The sequence below is a fragment of the Solibacillus sp. FSL R7-0668 genome, assembly GCF_038006205.1.
Taxonomy (GTDB): domain Bacteria; phylum Bacillota; class Bacilli; order Bacillales_A; family Planococcaceae; genus Solibacillus.
The window spans coordinates 303,026-322,772 of sequence record NZ_JBBOUU010000001.1; the positions used below are offsets into that span (position 1 = coordinate 303,026).

Consider the following 19,747-nt stretch of genomic DNA (forward strand, 5'->3'; position numbering starts at 1 on the left):
TATTACTGTCAGTGTAACACGAATGAAAAAAGCAAGCTACGTCCCCTTAACGTAGCTTGCCTATAAACCCCTTAAGAATGTGCAGGTGAACGTTCTCCCGTATGTTGTGCTTGTTTTTCTACGCGCTGTTTTTTCATCTTGTTCACATCAGAACGGAGTAATAATGAAATACCGAATGAGATCGCAATTAAAATACTGAATACATAGAACACCGGAACATAGCTATTCGCTGCTTCGCGGATTGTTGATACAATAATCGGACCAAAAATACCACCAAGTGACCATGTTGTTAGTAAGTAGCCGTGAATCACACCCAGTTGTTTTGTACCAAATAAATCCGACGCAAATGCTGGTAAGTTCGAGAAGCCACCACCATAGCAACTAACAACTAAGAAAATAAATAGTTGGAATATAATCACGTTTGTTGTGAATGGTAATGTCATGAATGCGATTAATTGAATGACAAAGAAAATGACAAATACATTTTGACGACCAATATAATCCGATGCTGCCGCCCAAATTAAGCGCCCCCCACCGTTAAATAAGCCCATTAAGCCAACCATTGTTGCCGCAGCTGCGACTGAAAGACCTGCGATTTCTTGTGCCATTGGTGAGGCAACTGAAATCATCATTAAACCAGATGTTACGTTAATAAGATGCATTGCCCAAAGCATCCAAAACTGCTTTGTTTTTACTGCTTCACGCGCTGACATTTGCGCGATTTCTTGCGTTTTTACTTTACCTGAAACGGTTGCTTCTTCTACATCACCCGGTTTTGGTGGAGCGATATATAAGGCACCTAGCATCATTAGGATGAAATAGCTAACACCCAACACAAAATACGTGTTGGCAATCCCGATAGCCGCCATTAAACTAGCAGCAACTGGCGCGGTAATTAATGCACCTGAACCAAATCCTAAAACAGCCATCCCTGTCGCTAAACCGCGGCGATTTGGGAACCATTTTACGAGCGTGGATACCGGAGCAATATAACCAATCCCCATCCCGAGTCCACTTAATAATCCGTACGTAAGCCAGTATAGAACAACTGAATCCGAAAGAATAGCAACGCCAGCGCCACCTTGTCCAAGTCCGAATAGAACAGCCGCGACCATGGCAGCTTTACGAGGTCCTAACTTTTCTACGATACCCCCGAATAATGCCGCAGCAAATCCGGCTAAGCCCATCATGATTGTAAAAGCAATTGTAATTTGAGAAGCATCCCATCCAAGCTCTGTCGCAATTGGATTTTTATACACACTATATGCATAAGCGCCTCCGATTGATAAGTGGATAGAAATTGCGGAAGCAGCAATTAACCAACGATTCTTTTTCATAAATTTCCCCCTCAAACAAATTAATTATCGTTTTGTACGATAATTTCTGTGTTAAGTAGATGTGTCAAATCTATGACCTTCTATGGCAATAACTTAACATCATTTTATTATGTTGTGCAAGTGAAATTTGAAAAATAAATTATGTCGAAAAAACATATATTTCTCTTTTAGAGAATAAAAATTGTACTTTAAGTGGCAAAAATTTTTGGTTTTTTAAAGGGGAAAGCCTGTGTTTTCAACGTTTATACGAATTTTTTGTTGAAATTTAAAAGTGGTGATATTGGATTTTAAAATAATAATAAAAAATACAAATAAATTTAAAATATTGTACTTAAATAATTAAAATAGCTTAGTTTTGTTGTTAAATTCTAATAAAGGAATTTTGTGTTGTGACGTTTGGATACTATTTAAGCGATAATATAACAGTTACTAATACACCTCGAAATGAATGATGAATAGTATTATGCATTGGGAAATCAACGTTTTTGACGCTAACTCATAAAAAAATAACGATAAATAATGAAACAGCCTTTCAAAAAGTGAAACTGTTTATAACAGTTTGGAGAAAAGTTAATTTTCGAAATTTCGATAGGGAATTTTGTTTTATGTAGAAATATTTTTGGAGTTGAAAATGTAAAAACAGGCCTATTTTTAGAAAAATGAACTTCATTTTGATTGCTATAGGAATGGGAAAAACATTGGGTTTAGCCATTGAATAAATATGCTTTTGAAAAAAGGGGGAGGGGAAAAAAGAATTGACGTTTAATAAACAGTTCTCTAAAGTCAAAATAGTGATAAGAAATGAGGTGGGTAGAATGAAACAACTTGATCCAAAGCAACTAACAGAGCGTGAAAATTATAAATTTTTGATTGGCTCGATTATTCCACGTCCCATTGCCTTTGTAACATCCATATCAGAAGATGATGTAGTGAATGCGGCACCATTTAGTTTCTTTAATATTGTGTCATCAAATCCTCCGATGATTTCGGTAAGTATTCAGCGAAAAGTGGGGCAAATGAAGGACACCGCCCGCAATATTAAGCAAAAGGGGCAGTTTGTCGTGCATATTGTGGATACAGACAATGTCGAGCAGGTCAATGAAACGGCTGCAAATATGCCTCCGCATGAAAGTGAAGTGGAACGTGCACAATTGACATTAGTGGAAAGCACTAAAATTGCTGTACCAGGTGTAAAAGAATCAAAAGTACGCATTGAATGTGAGCTTGACACAGTGTTAGAGCTTGGTGGCGATGAAAATAATGTAGGGTGTGACCTTATCATCGGCAAAGTAGTGTACTATCATATAGAAGATACGATTTATGAAGACGGGAAGATCAATCCGCAAAAACTGGCGGCAATTAGTCGTTTAGCGGGTAATGATTACGCAAAAATTGGGGAGCAATTCACAATAGAACGCCCGCAGTAAATAGAGGAGGCAATACTATGTTAAAAATCCAAACAATCGAACTTTTTAATATCGAATTACCATTAATAGAGCCATTTATCGTTAGTTATGGCACTTATCCCAATATGCCATCCATTATCGTGAAAATGACGACAGAGTGTGGCTTAGTTGGATGGGGCGAGGCGGTTCCAGATGAGCATGTTACAGGGGAAACATTAGAAGGCACGTATGCAGTCTTACAGCATACATTAGCCCCCGCAATGATTGGCGAAAATCCAATGAACTTTGAAAAAATTCACGCCAAAATGGATGCCATTATTTACAGTGCCCCTGCAGCAAAGGCCGCAATTGATATTGCATGTTTTGATGTTGTCGGTAAAAAGCTAGGCGTACCTGCATATCAATTAACAGGTGGTCGCTATCACGATAAATTCCCCATTACGCATGTATTAAGCATTGGAACACCTGAAAAAATGGCCAATGAAGCAGCTGAACGCGTAGAAATGGGTTACAACTCATTCAAAATGAAGGTTGGCCGTGATGTCGCAAGTGATGTGGCACGTATTCAAGCAGTACGCACGCGTGTGGGGAGCCAAATTGCCATTCGTGTGGATGTCAACCAAGGTTGGGTCAATAGCTCGACAACGATGCAGGCAGTGCGTGAGCTAGAAAATCTAAATATTGATTGGCTTGAACAACCAGTGCGTGCAGATGATATTGACGGCATGGTAGAAATCAAAGCGAAAACAACGATTCCTGTAATGATTGATGAAGGTTTACGTGGGGTGCGAGAAATGCGTGAAATTATTGCCAAGCGTGCAGCCGATAAGGTCAATATTAAGCTCATGAAATGTGGCGGTATTTATCCAGCGATGAAGCTTGCCCATATGGCAGAAATGGCTGGAATGGAATGTCAAATCGGTTCCATGGTAGAATCATCAGTCGGCTCTGCAGCTGGTTTCCATGTCGCATTTTCAAATAAAGCCTTCACAAGTGTTGAGCTAACAGGGCCACTAAAATTCTCAAAGGATATCGGGAATCTTCATTATGATGTGCCGTTTATTAAGCTGACAGAACGTTCTGGCCTTGGTGTGGATGTCGATGAAGCGATCTTAGCCGAATTGACACGTGAAAGCTGTGTGGTGCAGTAAATGATTGCGACAGGAACTTTAGGACAAGCTGTATATGAGGTCCATGTATTAACGGAAGCACATATTCCGCAATTGATGACACTACAGTTAGAGGTGGTTGAAGCGCTTGAAAATAAAGCCATCTTGCAGCCACTGGATGAGGATGAGTTAGGCTTTATTTTACGTGGCAATGGTGTGATGATTGGGGTATTTGTTGAAGGGAAATTGATTGCCTTCCGTGCCTTACTCCAACCTGAAATTGATGACGAGCATTTAGGCTATGACATTGGTTTAACGACCGTAGCAGAGCTAAAAAAGGTGCTCTATCAGGAAATTTCTAATGTTCACCCACATTACCGAGGATTTGGGTTGCAGCGGACAATGGCGGATCTTATTATGCAGCAAATGGATTTAACCAAATTTACTGTTGTTTGTGCCACGGTGATGCCGGGCAATATTGCGAGCTTGAAGGATAAATTTTCGCAAGGGATGCATGTTGCCGCCCTGAAATATAAATACGGCGGGAAATTACGCTATGTGTTTATGAAGGATTTCATGCGTGAGGAACAGTCTACGTGGCAAGAAGAAGCGTTCGTATCGATGGACGACACAGAAACACAGCAACAATTATTAAAAGCCGGCTTCGTTGGGCGTTCCATGAAGCAAGATGGGAAAACGTGGCTTGTACAATATGTGAAATAATAAAGGATGTGGCGAGTTTTAGTTTTTCGCCACATCCTTTATCGATTTACTAGACTCCATGTTGTGTGTTTACTCCTTAGATATCATTGTCATCAAAGCTGTCTAAATCGAAGAAATCACCATCATCTTCGAATAAGTAAGATACATCATTTTCATCTGTTGTTAAGTAAGTATAGTTTGTCATATTGTATCAGCTCCTTTTTATAACTATACAATAATCAGAAAATTAAGTAAAGTAAAATGTAGTGGAGAATTTTCGAGGGGAAATTCTTGAAACCGCTTTATATCAAGCTATATATTGATTGGTTACGGTTACAAAATAAAGAAAAATTAGTTGATTTCTATTGTTTTTATACAGATTTTCATACATTAATTACTGAAAATTCATGTGGAGAATCTCGTTTAGACCAAAAAGGAGGGGAGTAAAATGGATAAAAAGCCATTTAATGACGTAGATGAGCACTATCAAAAGCATGTTGGCACACCAAGTTCATATAAATTAAAACAAATGCCAAAACCGATCCGTTATATTGGCTATTTTATGATTGGCTGTATGGTAATCGCTGCTCTATTAATTATTGGCGGTATTGTGATGGATAAAATATTTAGTTGAAAATGCATATACTTTTACAGATGGCAATAAAATGATTGGCAGTAAAGTTTGTAGGTTCGAATAATTATAAACGATAAATTTCGCTATAAAAAGCAAAAAAAATATGGTTTGTGTTAAAATATTGTTCGATAATTGATGTGTGGGGAGTGGTCGCATGGAACAACATATTTTTGTATCAAAGTTAATTCCTCCAACTCCAACGAATTACTATTTACGACGAGCGAATTTAATGAAGAAGCTAGCTGGTTGGCAACAAACGAAATGCACGATATTGCATGGGAGCGCAGGTTACGGAAAAACATCGCTTCTTAGTCAATTTATCCATGATAGTAAGGCTTTATGTGCGTGGTATCAAACGACATCAGATGATGATTCAATTTTTCCGTTTTTAAGGCATCTCATTTATAGTGTTCAACAACATTTTCCGTCATTTGGTGAAAACCTAAAAGGTTGGGATACGAACTTAAAGTTTCATAATGTAGAAGATTTATTGCAGCTTTCAAAGCAGCTTGTAAATGAATTGCATAAAATTACAAAGCCACTCATTATCGTGTTGGATGATTACCACCATGTGTCCCATGTGTTTGCGATAAATTATGTCATGAATCAGGTGCTTCAATATTTGCCCCGGCAACATCATTTAATCGTCGCCTCGCGAAAAATGTTGGAATGGAATTGCCTCCTTCCATTACGAATGAACAATCAACTGATTGAATGCTTAGAACATGAATTTATATTTTCTGAGGAAGACGTACAATTTTTATTTGAGACATATTTCGAACGCAAGGTGTCGGACGAAGAATGTGACTTTGTTATGCAAATGACAGAGGGGTGGGCAATGGCGGTCATGTTACTCGCCTATCAAGCCAAATATAACCAGCGTCAATTAGTTGATATTGCACAAGGGACAGTCGTGAATTTTTTTGCGTATTTATCAGCAGAAGTTTTTGAAAAGCTGGATGTACAGTTTCAGCAGGATTTGTTGAAGCTAGGCATTCATCAGGTTATTTCACTAGAAGAATTGACGCACTTTTATGGGGCAAATTGGGTAGAGAACATGCATGAAAAGCTGAAAAATCTGGCTTTTGTCATTCCTTTAGCAGGAGGCACGAAGTATCGTTTTCATGCGTTATTCCAACAGTTTTTACAGCAGCGTTTACAAGAGCATGCACCAGAACTTTTTGAGCAGTTTAATAAGGAGGCCGCATATTACTATGCCCGTCAGCAGCAAGGGATACAGGCTGTTTCTCATGCGGCTCAACTAAAAAATAGAGCTATTTATATAACGCTTTTATTACAGTTTTCGCCACAGTTTATTGAGGCGGGGCAGTTTGAATATTTGCTGGATCGGTTAAAAGATTTGTCTCCTGAGGATAAAAACTACCAATTGCTATTTTATGAAGGGGAGAGTCAGCGATACCGGGCACAATATGAAAAAGCGAAAAATGCGTACATGGCATGTTTTCATAAGGCACAATCGGCGCAAGATGCGTTGTTTATGATGCGGGCACAGTTTGGCTTAGCGAATATTTATTTGGATACATTACAGCCAGTGTTTGCTGAAGTTCACTTACAGCAGGCCATTGAATTATTAAAGCAAGTGAAGGTAAGCGAGGAAGAAAGGCAGCTAATTAACTGCTACTACACCGAAAATCTCATTAATTTAGGGAAAGCAGGCGAAGCACAGCGTTGGAGTAATGGGCAAAATTTGGAGCTCAGCTTAAATAATATTGATGCACGTATGTATTTACGTCAAGGTCAGCTCGAGCAAGCAAAGGACATCCTACAGCAACGGCAGGCGAGGCAATCACGGTGGGAAGAGGCCCATCGAACAACGGATTTATTACTTGTCCTCATTGATGTTTTAATGGGTGAAAATGAGCAAGCTTTTACACGCATTATAGAAAGTGAGAAAGAACAGTTAGTGGATATGCCCTTTACGCTTGCGATCACAAAGCTGAGAAAAGGTCTTGCATTATTAAATATAGATACAAAAGATTCGACCTTAGCCAAGCAGTGCTTAGATGAAACATTAGATTTGATGGAGCAAATTCATGTGAAGCGGGTAAAAGCAGAATGTTATATGGGTCTTGTTTTGTACTACCGAGATAATGTAAATGAGGCAAAACGTCATGCGCAACTAGGCTTGAAGGAAACAGAAAAAGTACATGATTACTGGATGTCAGCGCTACTTTTAGCGGCGTTGACGAAAGTGTTGGCAGAAAACAAGCATTATGAGGCGGCATTGGAGACGGCCAAACAAGCCCTTGCTTATTATACAAGTAGTGAGGATAGCTACGGCCAAATGATTTGTTCGTTTTGGTTGGCCTTTTGCTACGAGCAATTAGGGAAACGAACACAGGCGATGCAGGCATATGAAGTCTATTGGGATCTTTGCTCAGAAAAATATCCGTACTTTCTTAAAAAACGTACGCTATTTGGTCCACAAAATGCGCTATTATTTATCCGATTGGCACAATATGTAGGCAAGCAGCAGGATTTGCTTTCCCTGATGGTGGCAGAAAATATACCAAAGACAAAATTGGATTTAACGTTATTTGGTCCTGTGACGATTCAACGCGAGCAACAGGAAGTACATGATAAAGAATGGAAAAGAATGAAGGCGAAAGAATTGTTTTTATATTTGTATAGTAACCGGGATCAATTTGTGTCCAAACAGCAATTATGCGAAGTAATTTGGCAGGATGACGAGGAAGCGATGGTACGCGATATGAAGGTCGTCTACAATGCGATGTTAAAAACATTAGAGCCAAGCCGTTCAGCTCGTGAAGAAAGCCATTTTATAATCCGACGTCAGCATCTCTATAAGCTCCAAACAGCTTGGATTCAAAGTGATGTCGTTTTATTCGACTATTATTTGCAAAAGGGGTTTGATGAGCGGACACCGAAAGTTTCGAATGAATGGTTGAAGCTAGCGATTCACTTTGCAGACGCGCCATTTTGTTCAGACCTTGATCGGGAGTGGGTAGCTGCCTTGCGTACTTCTTATGAGGAGAAAGTGTTAAAGGGAATGGAACGCCTTGCCCAAAATTATGTGCGGCTACAAGAATTCACAAAGGTCATCCACTGGGCCAATCGCATGCGCACAATGGATCAGGGGCATGAAGAAGCGTACCGTTTGCTAATATTGGCGCATTATTACTTAGGAAACCGTAGAGAAGCGCTAAAAAATTATGATGACTGTGTCAAAGTATTAGACGAACACTATCAGCTCGCTCCAATGGAAACGACCGAGCAATTATATGAACTGGTTTTAAAAATGTAAAAGGCATTCCTTAAGTGATAACAACTTAAGGGATGCTTTTTTGTAACTCATTTGTAACTTGAGGTTGGTAAAGTACGATAAAGCAGCAATTCATGCTGAAAATATTGCTAGGAGGGACAGTTAATGAAAAAGCATTTATGGTTAGTTTTTGCGGTATTATCGCTATTTTTATTAGTTGCGTGTAATGACGACTCAAATGAAAGCGCTTCAACCAATACGGATTCAGACGTACAAGGAGACAGCGGTAAAGAAGAAGCTGTTTCAAGTGATCCTGTTAAAGTAGGCGTTCTTGCTTCATTAACAGGAGCGCTTGAATCGTACGGCAAGCAAACGAAGAATGGTTTTGAACTGGGCCTAGAGTATGCAACAGGAGGCACGATGGAAGTTGAAGGGCGCAAAATTGAAGTTGTTTGGGAAGATACAGAAACAAAGCCAGAAGTAGCAGTGCAAAAAGCAACGAAGCTATTAGAAGATGATGCAGTTGACTTTTTAGTAGGCTCTTCTAGCTCGGGGGATACGTTAGCTGTTTTACCGTTAGCTGAAGAGTACGAGAAAATTATGATAGTTGAGCCAGCAGTAGCGGATAGTATTACAGGTTCAGAATTCAATCCCTATATTTTCCGAACTGCACGTAACTCTTCACAGGATGCCTACGCAGCGGCGGCAGCCATTGCGGGAGACGGCGTGAAGATTGCAACATTCGCACCGGACTATTCATTTGGTTGGGATGGGGTGTCAGCGTTCAAAACGGCAGCAGAAGAATTAGGGGCTGAAATCGTTTTAGAGGAATATGCAGATCCAGCGGCAACCGATTTTACATCGAACTTACAAAAAATTATTGATGCCAAACCAGACTTTTTATTTGTTGTTTGGGCAGGAGCGAACTCTCCATGGAATCAAATTGCCGATTTAAAGCTTCAAGAAAAGGGCATTAAAATTTCGACAGGTGCGCCTGACATTATCGCACTTCAATTTATGGAGCCATTAATTGGTATGGAAGGCTTCACTGTGTATCACCATACATTACCAAAAAATGAGGTCAATGATTGGTTAGTAAAAGAACACAAAGCACGCTTTAATGGCGAAGTGCCTGATTTATTTACACCAGGTGGATTCTCGGCAGCAGTAGCGGTTGTAGAGGCTCTGAAAAAATCAGGTGGCGATGCGGATGGCAATACCTTAATTCCATTAATGGAAGGCATGTCATTTGATACGCCAAAAGGCACAATGACTTTCCGTAAAGAAGACCACCAAGCATTACAGCCGATGTATGCCATTAAATTAGAAAAAGTCGCAGAGTTTGATTACCCGATTCCGGTGCTAATTCGCGAACTATCACCAGAAGAAACAGAGCCACCGATTATGAATTAAACTGGCAAATACGAACAGATGACAGGGGTGTCGTCTGTTCTTCTTAACCACCTTCGATAAGAGGAAGGTGGCTAAGAAGAACAGGAAGGAGTGAGATGATGGAACCTATTTTAAAAACAACAAATCTATCAATAAAATTCGGTGAACATAAGGCTGTAGACAGTGTGAACTTTGAAATGCCGGCTAAACATTTCAAATCAATTATTGGTCCTAATGGTGCAGGGAAGACGACCTTTTTTAACTTAATTAGCGGGGAGCTTGAACCTACTGAAGGCGATGTATTCTTAAAAGGGGCATCATTAAAGAAAAAGTCCTCTGTTGATCGCACGCGCTTAGGAATTGGGCGTTCGTTTCAAATCACCAATGTATTTCCTAATTTAACAGTTTTAGAAAATGTACGCTTAGCAGTACAGTCCAAACGTAAAATTCGCTTTGATATGTTCCGCCATTTTTTACAATACAAAAACATTACAGCAGAGGCGGAGCAGATTTTACAGCAAGTGCTTTTAAAGGACAAAATGCATCAAGTAGCCAATCAGCTATCACATGGAGAAAAACGCAAGCTCGAAATCGGTATGCTTTTAGCGCTAGATACAGAGATTTTACTATTAGATGAACCGACTGCTGGCATGTCATTGGAAGAAGTACCTGCCATTTTAGAGGTGATCCGTTCGATTAAAGAGCGCGGTGACAAAACAATTTTATTAATTGAACACAAAATGGATATGATTATTGATTTGTCGGATTCCATCATGGTGTTATTTAACGGGACATTGCTGGCAGATGGGACGCCGAAAGAAATTATGGACAATGAAACGGTGCAACAGGCGTACTTAGGGGGGCTTGCGTATGAATGATATTTTAAAGCTAGATCAGGTAGAGACTTATATTTCGCAATACCATATTTTACAGGGGATTTCGTTTGAAGCGAAGGTCGGGGCGGTATCGGTGTTATTAGGCCGAAATGGCGCCGGAAAAACGACGACGCTTCGTACAATTATGGGATTAACGCCGGCTGCAAAAGGCTCGATTGTCTTTGATGGCAAGGATATTTCAAAGTTGACGCCATACGAAATTGCCAATCATGGAATCGGCTATGTACCAGAGGATCAAGGGATATTTGCACAACTAACCGTAGAAGAAAATATGCGTGTAGCCATTCGTAAGGAAACCGAATCCGTTATGCAAAAGCAAGAGTATATATTAGAGCTCTTCCCTGATTTAAAAAAGTTTTGGAAAAAGCATGGTGGCAATTTATCGGGTGGTCAAAAGCAGATGCTGGCAATGGCGAGAGCGTTTGTGAATGACAGCAAGCTACTACTCATTGATGAGCCATCTAAGGGGCTAGCGCCAATCGTAATTGAGAAAGTAATGGAAGCAATTACAGAAATGAAAAAGCATACATCGATTTTACTTGTCGAGCAAAACTTTATGATGGCCAGTCGAATTGGTGACACGTATACATTAATTGATGATGGGTGCACAGTGCAATCCGGTACGATGAAAATGCTGATTGAAGACGAACAATTGAAACGTAAATATTTGGGGATTGGTTAAAGGAGGAGTTGGCAATGGAGTTAATTATCAGTTTGACAATCAATGGTTTGGCAACCGGTATGCTTATTTTCTTATTAGCAGCAGGGCTAACACTGATCTTTGGCTTAATGGATGTATTGAATTTTGCGCATGGCGGCTTATTTGTGTGGGGCGCTTATACAGGGGTGTTCACTTATGCATGGAGTGAGAGTTTCATAGTAGGAATTATCGCCGCCATTGTTACTGGTCTTGTACTTGGCTTTGTTACGGAAAAGCTCATTATTACCCCGGTTTATGGCAATCATGTGCAACAAATTCTCATCACATTAGGGTTTATGCTCGTGCTTCAAGAAATGATTAAGGTTGTATTTGGTCCGAATGGTGTGCCAGTAAAGGTGCCGCATTATTTAGCGGGAAGCTGGGAAATCGGTGAACTAACGATTATTAAGTATCGCGTCTTTATTATTGTTGTCGGCTTTGCTTTATTTGGAATACTGCAATTTATTTTAAAGCGTACGAAAGTCGGGTTAATTGTACGTGCCGGAGTGATGAATAAGGAAATGACACAAGCATTAGGAATTAATATTAAACGTGTGTTCCTACTTGTATTTATGTGTGGCGCGGCGCTTGCTGCTTTAGGCGGTATGCTAATGGCTCCTTATTCAGGAATTGTCTATGCCGAGATGGGGATGGAATATGCCATTTTAGGCTTTATCGTCGTTGTAATTGGCGGAATGGGCAGCTTCCAAGGCTCTTTAATGGCCGCAATATTAGTTGGTCTTGCTGGGAGCTTCATGGCGTATTATGTCCCGTTTTTATCGGTTGCGGTCAATATGATTTTAATGGCAATCGTGTTAATTTTCCGTCCTCAAGGCCTATTTTCAGTAGCGAAAGGGTGAGCATATGATCAAGCAACCATCAATTTTATCAAAAACAAATGTCTTTTATACGCTGATCGTTGGCGTGATGATTGCGTTACCATTTGTGATGGATTCCAGAACCTTAACGATTTTGTTAACGCAGTTTTGTATTTTTGCCATTTTAGCGATGAGCTATGATATTTTATTAGGCTACACGGGAATTATTTCATTTGGTCACGCGATGTTTTTTGGAGTGGGCGCTTATTCAACGGCGATTATGCTCAGTGATTATGGACCATCTATGGGGATTTTTATCGCTTCAATGGCTGTTGGTGTGGTGCTATCGGTCTTAATTAGCATCGTTAGTGGCGCGCTTACATTGCGACTAAAAAATCACTTTTATGCGATGTTTACGATGGCGATTTCGGGTTTATTCTTAGTTGTTGCAGAAAAATGGCGTACGGTGACGAAAGGCAATGACGGGTTTACATTTCGAGCACCAGAGTTATTCCGTGAGCGTCTCTATTTCTATTTATTCGTCGTGATTTGTTTAGTTGTTGTCTTTATTTTACTGAAACGATTTGTCGCTTCTCCGTTTGGAAAGGTGCTTGTTGCGATTCGGGAAAATGAGCAACGCACTCGTTCATTAGGCTTTAAAACATTAGGGTATAAAATTGTGGCCTCTGTTGTAGCTGGCGCCGTCGCAAGTGTAGCGGGCTCGTTGTATGCGGTGTCATTACGATTTGTAAATACGAGTGTCATGACAATGGATATTACATTGGATGCGCTCATGATGACGATTATCGGTGGTGTCGGAACATTAATTGGACCGATCATTGGCGCGGGTGTGATTGAGTTTGCACAGCATTATTTATCGGGGCTGGCACGAGATTATCCGATTTTTGAACGTTGGATTATTTTCTTCGGCATTTTATACATTTTGGCAGTGATTTTCTTCCCTCGAGGAATTGTTGGGACGGTTCAATTAAAATATCGCGAATGGACCGTGATGAAGCAGCGTAAGTCGACACCTACAATAGTGATGGAAGAAAAGGAGGGACATCAATGATTGGAATGACGGGGCTTGGGGTGTATTTGCCAAAAGGACGTATGACAGCAGAAGAAATTGCAACGCGAGCAAACATCCCAAAAGCGGTAGTAGAAGCCAAAATGGGCATTATCGAAAAGGTTGTCGCAGGACCAACTGATCATCCGGTTGAAATGAGCATTAAAGCGGCGCGCAATGCCATTTCAGAGGCGCGAATCGATGCAAAGGAAATTGATGTCGTGATTTATATCGGCGAGGAGCATAAGGAATATCCGCTTTGGACGGCAGCGATAAAAATTCAAGAAGAAGTGGGCGCTGTGAATGCGTGGGCCTTTGATGTACAGCTAAGATGTGGGACGGCCATCATGGCGATGAAGGTGGCAAAAAGCTTAATGCAGGCAGATGAATCCATTCGTACGGTGTTATTGGCGGGCGGCTATCGCAATCATGATTTTATTGATTATCAAAATGAGCGTACCCGGTTTATGTTTAATTTAGGCGCGGGTGCAGGCGCAATGGTTTTACAAAAAAATGCAGGTGGTCATGAAGTGCTTGAAACAGAGCTCATTACAGATGGCTCCTTTTCAGAAGATGTGGTCGTCCCTGTTGGCGGAACGAGGGAGCCTTTAACGCCAGAACACTTACAGCAAGGCAAATATATGTTAGATGTATTAGATCCTGAAGGCATGAAGCTTCGTTTAGAGCAAAAATCATTGGAAAACTTTTTAAAGGTAATCCGTCGTTCTTTGGAGAAAAGTGGTTATAACGAGCGGGATTTGAGCTATGTGGCGATGTTACATATGAAAAAATCTGCGCATGATTATGTTTTAGGGGAGCTTGGATTGACGGAGGATCATTCCATCTACTTATCGCATTATGGGCATATTGGCCAAATCGATCAAATTTTATCGCTCTATCTTGCAAGAGAAGCAGGGATGCTCCAACAAGGGAATATCGTTTCTCTAGTGAGCGCAGGGATTGGTTATGCGTGGGGCGCAATTACTGTTAAATGGGAGGCTTCAATATGAATCAAGTAGATACTTTACACAAAGTTGAATTATCCAATGGTGAAACATTATCTTATCGTAAGCGTGATGGTGGTGCGGAGGTCGTTGTGCTAATTCATGGCAATATGACATCCTCCAAGCATTGGGATTTATTAATGGAAGCACTTGATGAGCGTCTTACCATTTACGCAGTCGATATGCGTGGCTTTGGTGAATCGACGTACCATCAGCGAATTACAGCCATTAAAGATTTTAGTGAAGATATCAAGCTATGGGTGGATGCGTTACAGCTAAAGGATTTTACCCTTATTGGCTGGTCAACGGGTGGCAATGTGGCGATGCAGTATTGCGCAGATTACCCAAATGACAGTAAAAACCTCGTACTTTTTGCATCAGGCTCAACGCGTGGCTACCCATTTTATAGCTCAAATGCAGATGGCACACCGAATGTAGCGGATCGCCTTGTGACGCTTGAGCAAATCGAGCAAGATGTGGTGAAAACGATTCCAATGCAGCAAATGTATGATACAAAAAATCGCGATGGCTTAAAATTTGTTTGGAATAGTGCCATCTATACGCACAACCAGCCAGATGAAATGCGCTACGAGCAATATGTGGATGATATGCTGACACAGCGCAATTTAGCGGATGTTTATCATGCACTTAATACCTTTAATATGAGCGCGGTTGATAATGAAGTAGCAAAAGGAAAAAATCAAGTGAGCGCCATTCAAATCCCGACGTTGATATTGTATGGTGACCGGGATTTTGTCGTAATCGAGGCCATGACCAATGAAATTATTGAAGACTTCGAGGGACGAGCACACGTAAAAAAACTACAAAATTGTGGACATTCGCCACTAATTGATTGTTTAGACGAAACAAAGGAAAGCATTGAACGATTTATTTTTATATAAAAGGGGATGAGAGAATGCGTTTAGAAAATAAAGTAGCCGTCATTACCGGTGGTGCAGGAGGCATTGGTTATGCAGCGGTCAAGCGCTTTTTACAAGAGGGGGCAAAAGTGGCGATTGTGGATTATGATCAAGCGCTAGGCGAAAAAGTGGTCGCTGAATTAGGAGACAATGTCGCCTTTTATGCTGTTGATATATCGGTATTAGCGCAAGTTCAAGAAATGGTCCAAAAGGTTGTCGCACATTTTGGGAAAATAGATATTTTAGTTAACAATGCGGGCATTACACGAGATGCAACATTAGTGAAAATGAGTGAAGTGGACTTTGAAAGGGTCATCCAAATTAATTTAAATGGGGTGTATTACTGCACGCAGGCTGTCGCGCCACATATGATTGCACAGGGATCAGGGAAAATTATCAGTACCTCCTCTGTAAGTGGTGTTTACGGAAATTTTGGACAAACGAACTATGCGGCCACAAAAGCGGCGATTATCGGCATGACAAAAACCTGGGCGAAGGAGCTTGGGCGTAAAGGGATAAATGTGAATGCCGTAGCACCGGGCTTTACCGCTACACAAATGGTAGAAAAGATGCCCGAAAAGGTACTACAGCAAATGGAAGGCATTACGAGCTTGCAACGTTTGGGGAAACCTGAGGATATTGCAAATGCGTATTTATTTTTAGCATCAGAAGAATCAAATTACATTACAGGTCATGTCCTGCATGTAGATGGTGGAATTATGATGTAAAAGGTGGGAAGGCGAATGCAACAACTCGATTTTTGGATTGCTAAACGTGCATGCCAATCACCAAATAAGACGGCCTTAATTCAAATGGAAACCGGTGAATCCTGGACATATGAACAGCTCATGCAGCATGTAAATGGTTGGAGTACATGGTTTTCTCACCAAGCATTTCAAAAAGGGGATCGAATTGCCGTATGCATGGAAAACACGATACACAGCTTTGCGATTATATTTGCTTGTCGTCTGAATGAGCTGATATATGTTCCGTTAAATACAAAGCTGTCCAATGCTGAGTTGGGCGCTGTGCTAGCGGATTGTACACCGGTACAAATAATTTGCGATCAAGTTCATGAGGCACGAGCAAAGCTTCTTATGCCGGGGCGAACATCGCGAGTAGAGCAGTGCAAACCAGCGCAACATTCTCCATATGAATGGCAAGATCAGCCAACATTACCGTGGCTGATAATCTATACAGGTGGGACAACGGGAAAATCTAAAGGGGTAGTACTATCCTATGAAGCAGTGACAGCCAATGCGATGAATACAGTGATTAGTTGGGGATTAAATGACCAAGATTGTACGCTAAATTTTATGCCATTATTTCATACAGGTGGCATTAATGCCCTAGCATTGCCGATTCTTCTTGCCGGGGGTACCGTTGTCATCGGTCAAAAATTCGATCCGGAGCTAGCTATTCGCGCTCTTAATGATTACCGAACAACGATTTCACTCTTTGTACCGACGATGTATCAATTGATGACAGACACATCCTATTTCAAGGAATCTCCTTTCCCAACCGTGAAAGTATTTTTGTCTGGCGGTGCTCCCTGTCCGAAACCGATTTATGACCGTTTTAAAAAGCGTGGCTTGTTATTTAAGGAAGGCTATGGCTTAACAGAAGCTGGTCCAAATAATTTTGTCATCGATGCAGAAATCGCCATGATTAAACAAGGCGCTATAGGTAAAGGCATGCTATTTAATGAAGTCCAAATTATGAATGATGCTGGTGAAGCATGTGCCCCAAATGAGGTGGGCGAGCTTTGTTTAAAAGGAAGCCATGTTTTCTCGAACTATTGGAATAATGAGGAGGAGACGGCCAAGGCATTTCGAAATGGCTGGCTAAAAACGGGTGATCTAGCAAAGAGGGATGAAGATGGCGACTATTATATTGTTGGTCGAAAAAAAGAAATGATTATTACCGGTGGCGAAAATGTCTATCCACAAGAAGTGGAACAATGTTTAATCGCAGAGCAGTACGTAGATGAAGTATCCGTCATTGGTATCCCGAATGATAAATGGGGAGAGTGTGTTGTGGCATTTATTGTAGCAAAGCAGCCAACCGAAGCGCTAGCACACGCATTGAAAAAGGTGTGTAAGGAGCGGCTGGCGAATTATAAAGTACCGAAGCGATTTTATTTTTTATCCGAGCTTCCAAAAACAGTCGTTGGGAAGATTGATAAAAAACAATTAGCTAATTATGCGATAACAGAAAATGGAAGTTGAATAAAAGTGAAATTAAAGTGCAAAGGGAATGTACCAGAATTTTTTCTGTGACATTCCTTTTTGTTTGAAGAAAGCAAAAAATATTATATTCAAAGTTTATATAAAGTTTATATTCCTTTTTTATAATCGAAACGTAACAAAAAGGAGGAACTTATGAATAAATTATTACATCCGATTACGGACTGGGTATCAACAAAGCGTGGTGCTTGGATTACGTTAATTATTTGGCTTGTTCTAATGATTGGTTTAAGTGCTGGTCCAAAGCTAAGCGAATATAAAACATCAAATTTCCAATCACTACCGGATGATGCAAAGTCAATTATCGCAGAAAATAAATTAACCGAATACTTCCCGAATGAACAGGGAACACCAGGGATTCTCGTTTTCCATAATGAAAAGGGCGACATTAATGCTGAAAGTGTAACAGCGATAGTAAATGCAATTATTGCTGAAAGTATTGAAGGCATTGACCAAATTATCGATATATCACAGCTACCACCGCAAGCATTAGAAGGCTTCATATCAGAAGATCAATCGACAATGATTATACCAATGACACTTGAAAAAGGACTTGGTAATGCAGCTTACGAACAAATCAACGACCATGCTTCTGAAATAGGAAATGAAGCAGCGAAAGCGACAGGCGACACGAAATTCTACATTACAGGTCCAGCTGGGATTGCTGGAGATACAATTAAGCTGTTTGAACAAGCAGACTTCCAGTTATTATTTGCGACAGTCTTTATTATTTTAATTTTATTAATCATTATTTACCGTTCCCCATTACTAGCGATTATTCCATTACTTGCAACAGTTATCGTGTATCAAGTAGCCAACCAAACGATTGCATTAATGGGGGCTGCTGGCTTAGAAATTAACAATTCAACGACTTCAATTATGAGTATATTATTATTCGCAGCGGTAATTGATTACTCATTATTCGTGTTCTCACGCTATCGTGAAGAGTTAAACCATTATGCAGATAAATACGAGGCGATGAAGCATGCGATGCGTGCAACAGGTGAACCAGTATTTTTTGCGGGTGGTACCGTTTTAGCAGCGATGCTTGTGTTATTCTTCGCTGATTTCCGTGATTATCAAAACTTCGCGCCAATCTTTGGTATGGCAGTATTCATCATCATGCTCGGTTCAGTAACATTAGTACCGGCGTTATTCGCATTATTTGGACGTAAAGCATTCTGGCCAAAAGTACCGAAATATGGCGAAATTAAAGAAGTAAAGCACGGTATTTGGGGACCAATCGCCAAATTTGTTGTGAACAAACCGTATATTTCAGGTGGTTTAGTATTAGTGTTCATGATTATTACATCGCTAAACGTTCTTAACTTAAAGTATGAATTTGATACGGTAAAATCATTCCCAGACGATTTACCTTCACGTGTTGGCTATGAAATCGTGGAGTCCCGCTTTGATAAAGGGGAGCTTGCACCAACGTCTCTACTTGTAGAAAGTAAAGAAGCGATTACAGAGCAGCAACAGCAAGCATTAACAGCAAGCTTGTTAGCGGATGAGCTGATTGCTTCAGTTCGTCCATCAGCGGTGTCTGAAGATGGCACAAAAGTAAAGCTATCAATGGCATTCAACTTAAATCCATACTCTCCAGAAGCAATTGAAAAGCTAGAAAATATGCGTGACAATAGCGCAGACTACTTAAAAGAGGCTGGCATTGACGGCGAATTATTATTTGCAGGCACAACAGCGAAATTAGTAGATGAACGTAATGTGAATAACGCAGATATTTATAAAATTGTTTTACTAGAAACATTATTAATTTTAGGATTATTATTCGTATTAACACGTTCTTGGAAAATGCCAATTTATATGATGGCAACAATTTTAGTGTCGTACTTATCGGCATTAGGCTTAGGGTTATTCTTAGTGGATGTATTATTCGGCTATGAAGCAATTAGTACACGTGTACCGGTATATGCGTTCATCTTCCTGGTAGCGCTTGGAATCGACTACAACATTATATTAGTATCACGTTTCCTTGAAGAACGTAAAACTCATAGAGTGAAAGAAGCGCTTGAAATTGCAATTCGCAATACAGGTGGTGTGATTTCATCGGCTGGTGTGATTTTAGCAGCAACATTTGCAGCACTTATGACAATGCCAATTGCTGATTTATTCGTATTCGGTTTCATGGTAGCGGTCGGAATCATTATCGACACCTTCCTGGTACGCGGTATGCTATTACCGATGCTCATACTAACATTTGAAAAAGAGAAGAAATAACGAGTAATATGATGAGGGATCGAGTAAATCGA

Annotated in this window: 16 protein-coding genes; 15 read left to right on the plus strand and 1 reads right to left on the minus strand. The window is 40.4% G+C overall.

What is annotated here, in order from left to right; translation table 11 throughout:
- Nucleotides 1-71: 71 nt before the first annotated feature.
- Entirely contained in the window at nucleotides 72-1,337 is a 1,266-nt protein-coding gene (locus tag MKX47_RS01505; protein ID WP_340770330.1) for an L-lactate MFS transporter, read from the minus strand.
- A gap of 815 nt (nucleotides 1,338-2,152) precedes the next feature.
- Here MKX47_RS01505 and MKX47_RS01510 point away from each other — a divergent pair.
- From MKX47_RS01510 to MKX47_RS01580, 15 genes are all read left to right on the plus strand, one after another.
- A complete protein-coding gene (locus MKX47_RS01510; protein WP_340770332.1) occupies nucleotides 2,153-2,764 on the plus strand; it encodes a flavin reductase family protein in 612 nt (203 codons plus the stop codon).
- A 17-nt stretch (nucleotides 2,765-2,781) separates the two neighbouring features.
- A complete protein-coding gene (locus MKX47_RS01515; protein WP_340770334.1) occupies nucleotides 2,782-3,894 on the plus strand; it encodes a mandelate racemase/muconate lactonizing enzyme family protein in 1,113 nt (370 codons plus the stop codon).
- Nucleotides 3,895-4,575 carry a GNAT family N-acetyltransferase gene (locus tag MKX47_RS01520; RefSeq protein WP_340770336.1) on the plus strand — a complete coding sequence of 227 codons (681 nt, stop codon included), beginning with the start codon at nucleotides 3,895-3,897 and terminating at the stop codon, nucleotides 4,573-4,575.
- Between the two features lie 427 nt (nucleotides 4,576-5,002).
- Entirely contained in the window at nucleotides 5,003-5,188 is a 186-nt protein-coding gene (locus tag MKX47_RS01525; RefSeq protein WP_340770339.1) for an amino acid transporter, read from the plus strand.
- 154 nt (nucleotides 5,189-5,342) lie between these two features.
- The gene (locus MKX47_RS01530) at nucleotides 5,343-8,474 is read left to right on the plus strand and encodes a BTAD domain-containing putative transcriptional regulator (RefSeq protein ID WP_340770342.1); all 3,132 of its coding nucleotides are present in this window, start codon (nucleotides 5,343-5,345) and stop codon (nucleotides 8,472-8,474) included.
- 123 nt (nucleotides 8,475-8,597) lie between these two features.
- A complete protein-coding gene (locus MKX47_RS01535; protein ID WP_340770344.1) occupies nucleotides 8,598-9,845 on the plus strand; it encodes a substrate-binding domain-containing protein in 1,248 nt (415 codons plus the stop codon).
- Nucleotides 9,846-9,943: 98 nt separating this feature from the next.
- Nucleotides 9,944-10,702, plus strand: coding sequence for an ABC transporter ATP-binding protein (locus tag MKX47_RS01540; RefSeq protein ID WP_340777683.1), 759 nt, complete (start codon nucleotides 9,944-9,946; stop codon nucleotides 10,700-10,702).
- Complete coding sequence (locus MKX47_RS01545; RefSeq protein ID WP_340770345.1) at nucleotides 10,695-11,402, plus strand: ABC transporter ATP-binding protein; 708 nt, start codon at nucleotides 10,695-10,697, stop codon at nucleotides 11,400-11,402. Before MKX47_RS01540 ends, MKX47_RS01545 begins: the two co-directional genes overlap by 8 nt.
- A 14-nt stretch (nucleotides 11,403-11,416) precedes the next feature.
- Nucleotides 11,417-12,280, plus strand: a complete 864-nt coding sequence (locus tag MKX47_RS01550; protein ID WP_340770347.1) for a branched-chain amino acid ABC transporter permease — start codon at nucleotides 11,417-11,419, stop codon at nucleotides 12,278-12,280.
- A gap of 4 nt (nucleotides 12,281-12,284) precedes the next feature.
- Nucleotides 12,285-13,310 (plus strand): branched-chain amino acid ABC transporter permease, encoded by a 1,026-nt coding sequence (locus tag MKX47_RS01555; protein WP_340770349.1) that lies wholly within the window; start codon nucleotides 12,285-12,287, stop codon nucleotides 13,308-13,310.
- Nucleotides 13,307-14,317, plus strand: coding sequence for a 3-oxoacyl-ACP synthase (locus MKX47_RS01560; protein WP_340770350.1), 1,011 nt, complete (start codon nucleotides 13,307-13,309; stop codon nucleotides 14,315-14,317). Before MKX47_RS01555 ends, MKX47_RS01560 begins: the two co-directional genes overlap by 4 nt.
- A complete protein-coding gene (phaZ, locus tag MKX47_RS01565) occupies nucleotides 14,314-15,213 on the plus strand; it encodes an intracellular short-chain-length polyhydroxyalkanoate depolymerase (protein WP_340770353.1) in 900 nt (299 codons plus the stop codon). The genes MKX47_RS01560 and phaZ overlap by 4 nt, the downstream gene beginning before the upstream one ends.
- A 14-nt stretch (nucleotides 15,214-15,227) precedes the next feature.
- The gene (locus tag MKX47_RS01570; RefSeq protein WP_340770356.1) at nucleotides 15,228-15,959 is read left to right on the plus strand and encodes a glucose 1-dehydrogenase; all 732 of its coding nucleotides are present in this window, start codon (nucleotides 15,228-15,230) and stop codon (nucleotides 15,957-15,959) included.
- A 15-nt stretch (nucleotides 15,960-15,974) separates the two neighbouring features.
- The gene (locus MKX47_RS01575) at nucleotides 15,975-17,459 is read left to right on the plus strand and encodes a class I adenylate-forming enzyme family protein (protein ID WP_340770361.1); all 1,485 of its coding nucleotides are present in this window, start codon (nucleotides 15,975-15,977) and stop codon (nucleotides 17,457-17,459) included.
- 153 nt (nucleotides 17,460-17,612) lie between these two features.
- Complete coding sequence (locus MKX47_RS01580; RefSeq protein ID WP_340770363.1) at nucleotides 17,613-19,715, plus strand: MMPL family transporter; 2,103 nt, start codon at nucleotides 17,613-17,615, stop codon at nucleotides 19,713-19,715.
- Nucleotides 19,716-19,747: the final 32 nt, after the last annotated feature.

Bases quoted from the DNA above. Each gene is read 5' to 3' on its own strand.
- MKX47_RS01505 (WP_340770330.1), bottom strand. From the start codon at position 1,337: ATGAAAAAGAATCGTTGGTTAATTGCTGCTTCCGCAATTTCTATCCAC.
- MKX47_RS01510 (WP_340770332.1), top strand. From the start codon at position 2,153: ATGAAACAACTTGATCCAAAGCAACTAACAGAGCGTGAAAATTATAAA.
- MKX47_RS01515 (WP_340770334.1), top strand. From the start codon at position 2,782: ATGTTAAAAATCCAAACAATCGAACTTTTTAATATCGAATTACCATTA.
- MKX47_RS01520 (WP_340770336.1), top strand. From the start codon at position 3,895: ATGATTGCGACAGGAACTTTAGGACAAGCTGTATATGAGGTCCATGTA.
- MKX47_RS01525 (WP_340770339.1), top strand. From the start codon at position 5,003: ATGGATAAAAAGCCATTTAATGACGTAGATGAGCACTATCAAAAGCAT.
- MKX47_RS01530 (WP_340770342.1), top strand. From the start codon at position 5,343: ATGGAACAACATATTTTTGTATCAAAGTTAATTCCTCCAACTCCAACG.
- MKX47_RS01535 (WP_340770344.1), top strand. From the start codon at position 8,598: ATGAAAAAGCATTTATGGTTAGTTTTTGCGGTATTATCGCTATTTTTA.
- MKX47_RS01540 (WP_340777683.1), top strand. From the start codon at position 9,944: ATGGAACCTATTTTAAAAACAACAAATCTATCAATAAAATTCGGTGAA.
- MKX47_RS01545 (WP_340770345.1), top strand. From the start codon at position 10,695: ATGAATGATATTTTAAAGCTAGATCAGGTAGAGACTTATATTTCGCAA.
- MKX47_RS01550 (WP_340770347.1), top strand. From the start codon at position 11,417: ATGGAGTTAATTATCAGTTTGACAATCAATGGTTTGGCAACCGGTATG.
- MKX47_RS01555 (WP_340770349.1), top strand. From the start codon at position 12,285: ATGATCAAGCAACCATCAATTTTATCAAAAACAAATGTCTTTTATACG.
- MKX47_RS01560 (WP_340770350.1), top strand. From the start codon at position 13,307: ATGATTGGAATGACGGGGCTTGGGGTGTATTTGCCAAAAGGACGTATG.
- phaZ (WP_340770353.1), top strand. From the start codon at position 14,314: ATGAATCAAGTAGATACTTTACACAAAGTTGAATTATCCAATGGTGAA.
- MKX47_RS01570 (WP_340770356.1), top strand. From the start codon at position 15,228: ATGCGTTTAGAAAATAAAGTAGCCGTCATTACCGGTGGTGCAGGAGGC.
- MKX47_RS01575 (WP_340770361.1), top strand. From the start codon at position 15,975: ATGCAACAACTCGATTTTTGGATTGCTAAACGTGCATGCCAATCACCA.
- MKX47_RS01580 (WP_340770363.1), top strand. From the start codon at position 17,613: ATGAATAAATTATTACATCCGATTACGGACTGGGTATCAACAAAGCGT.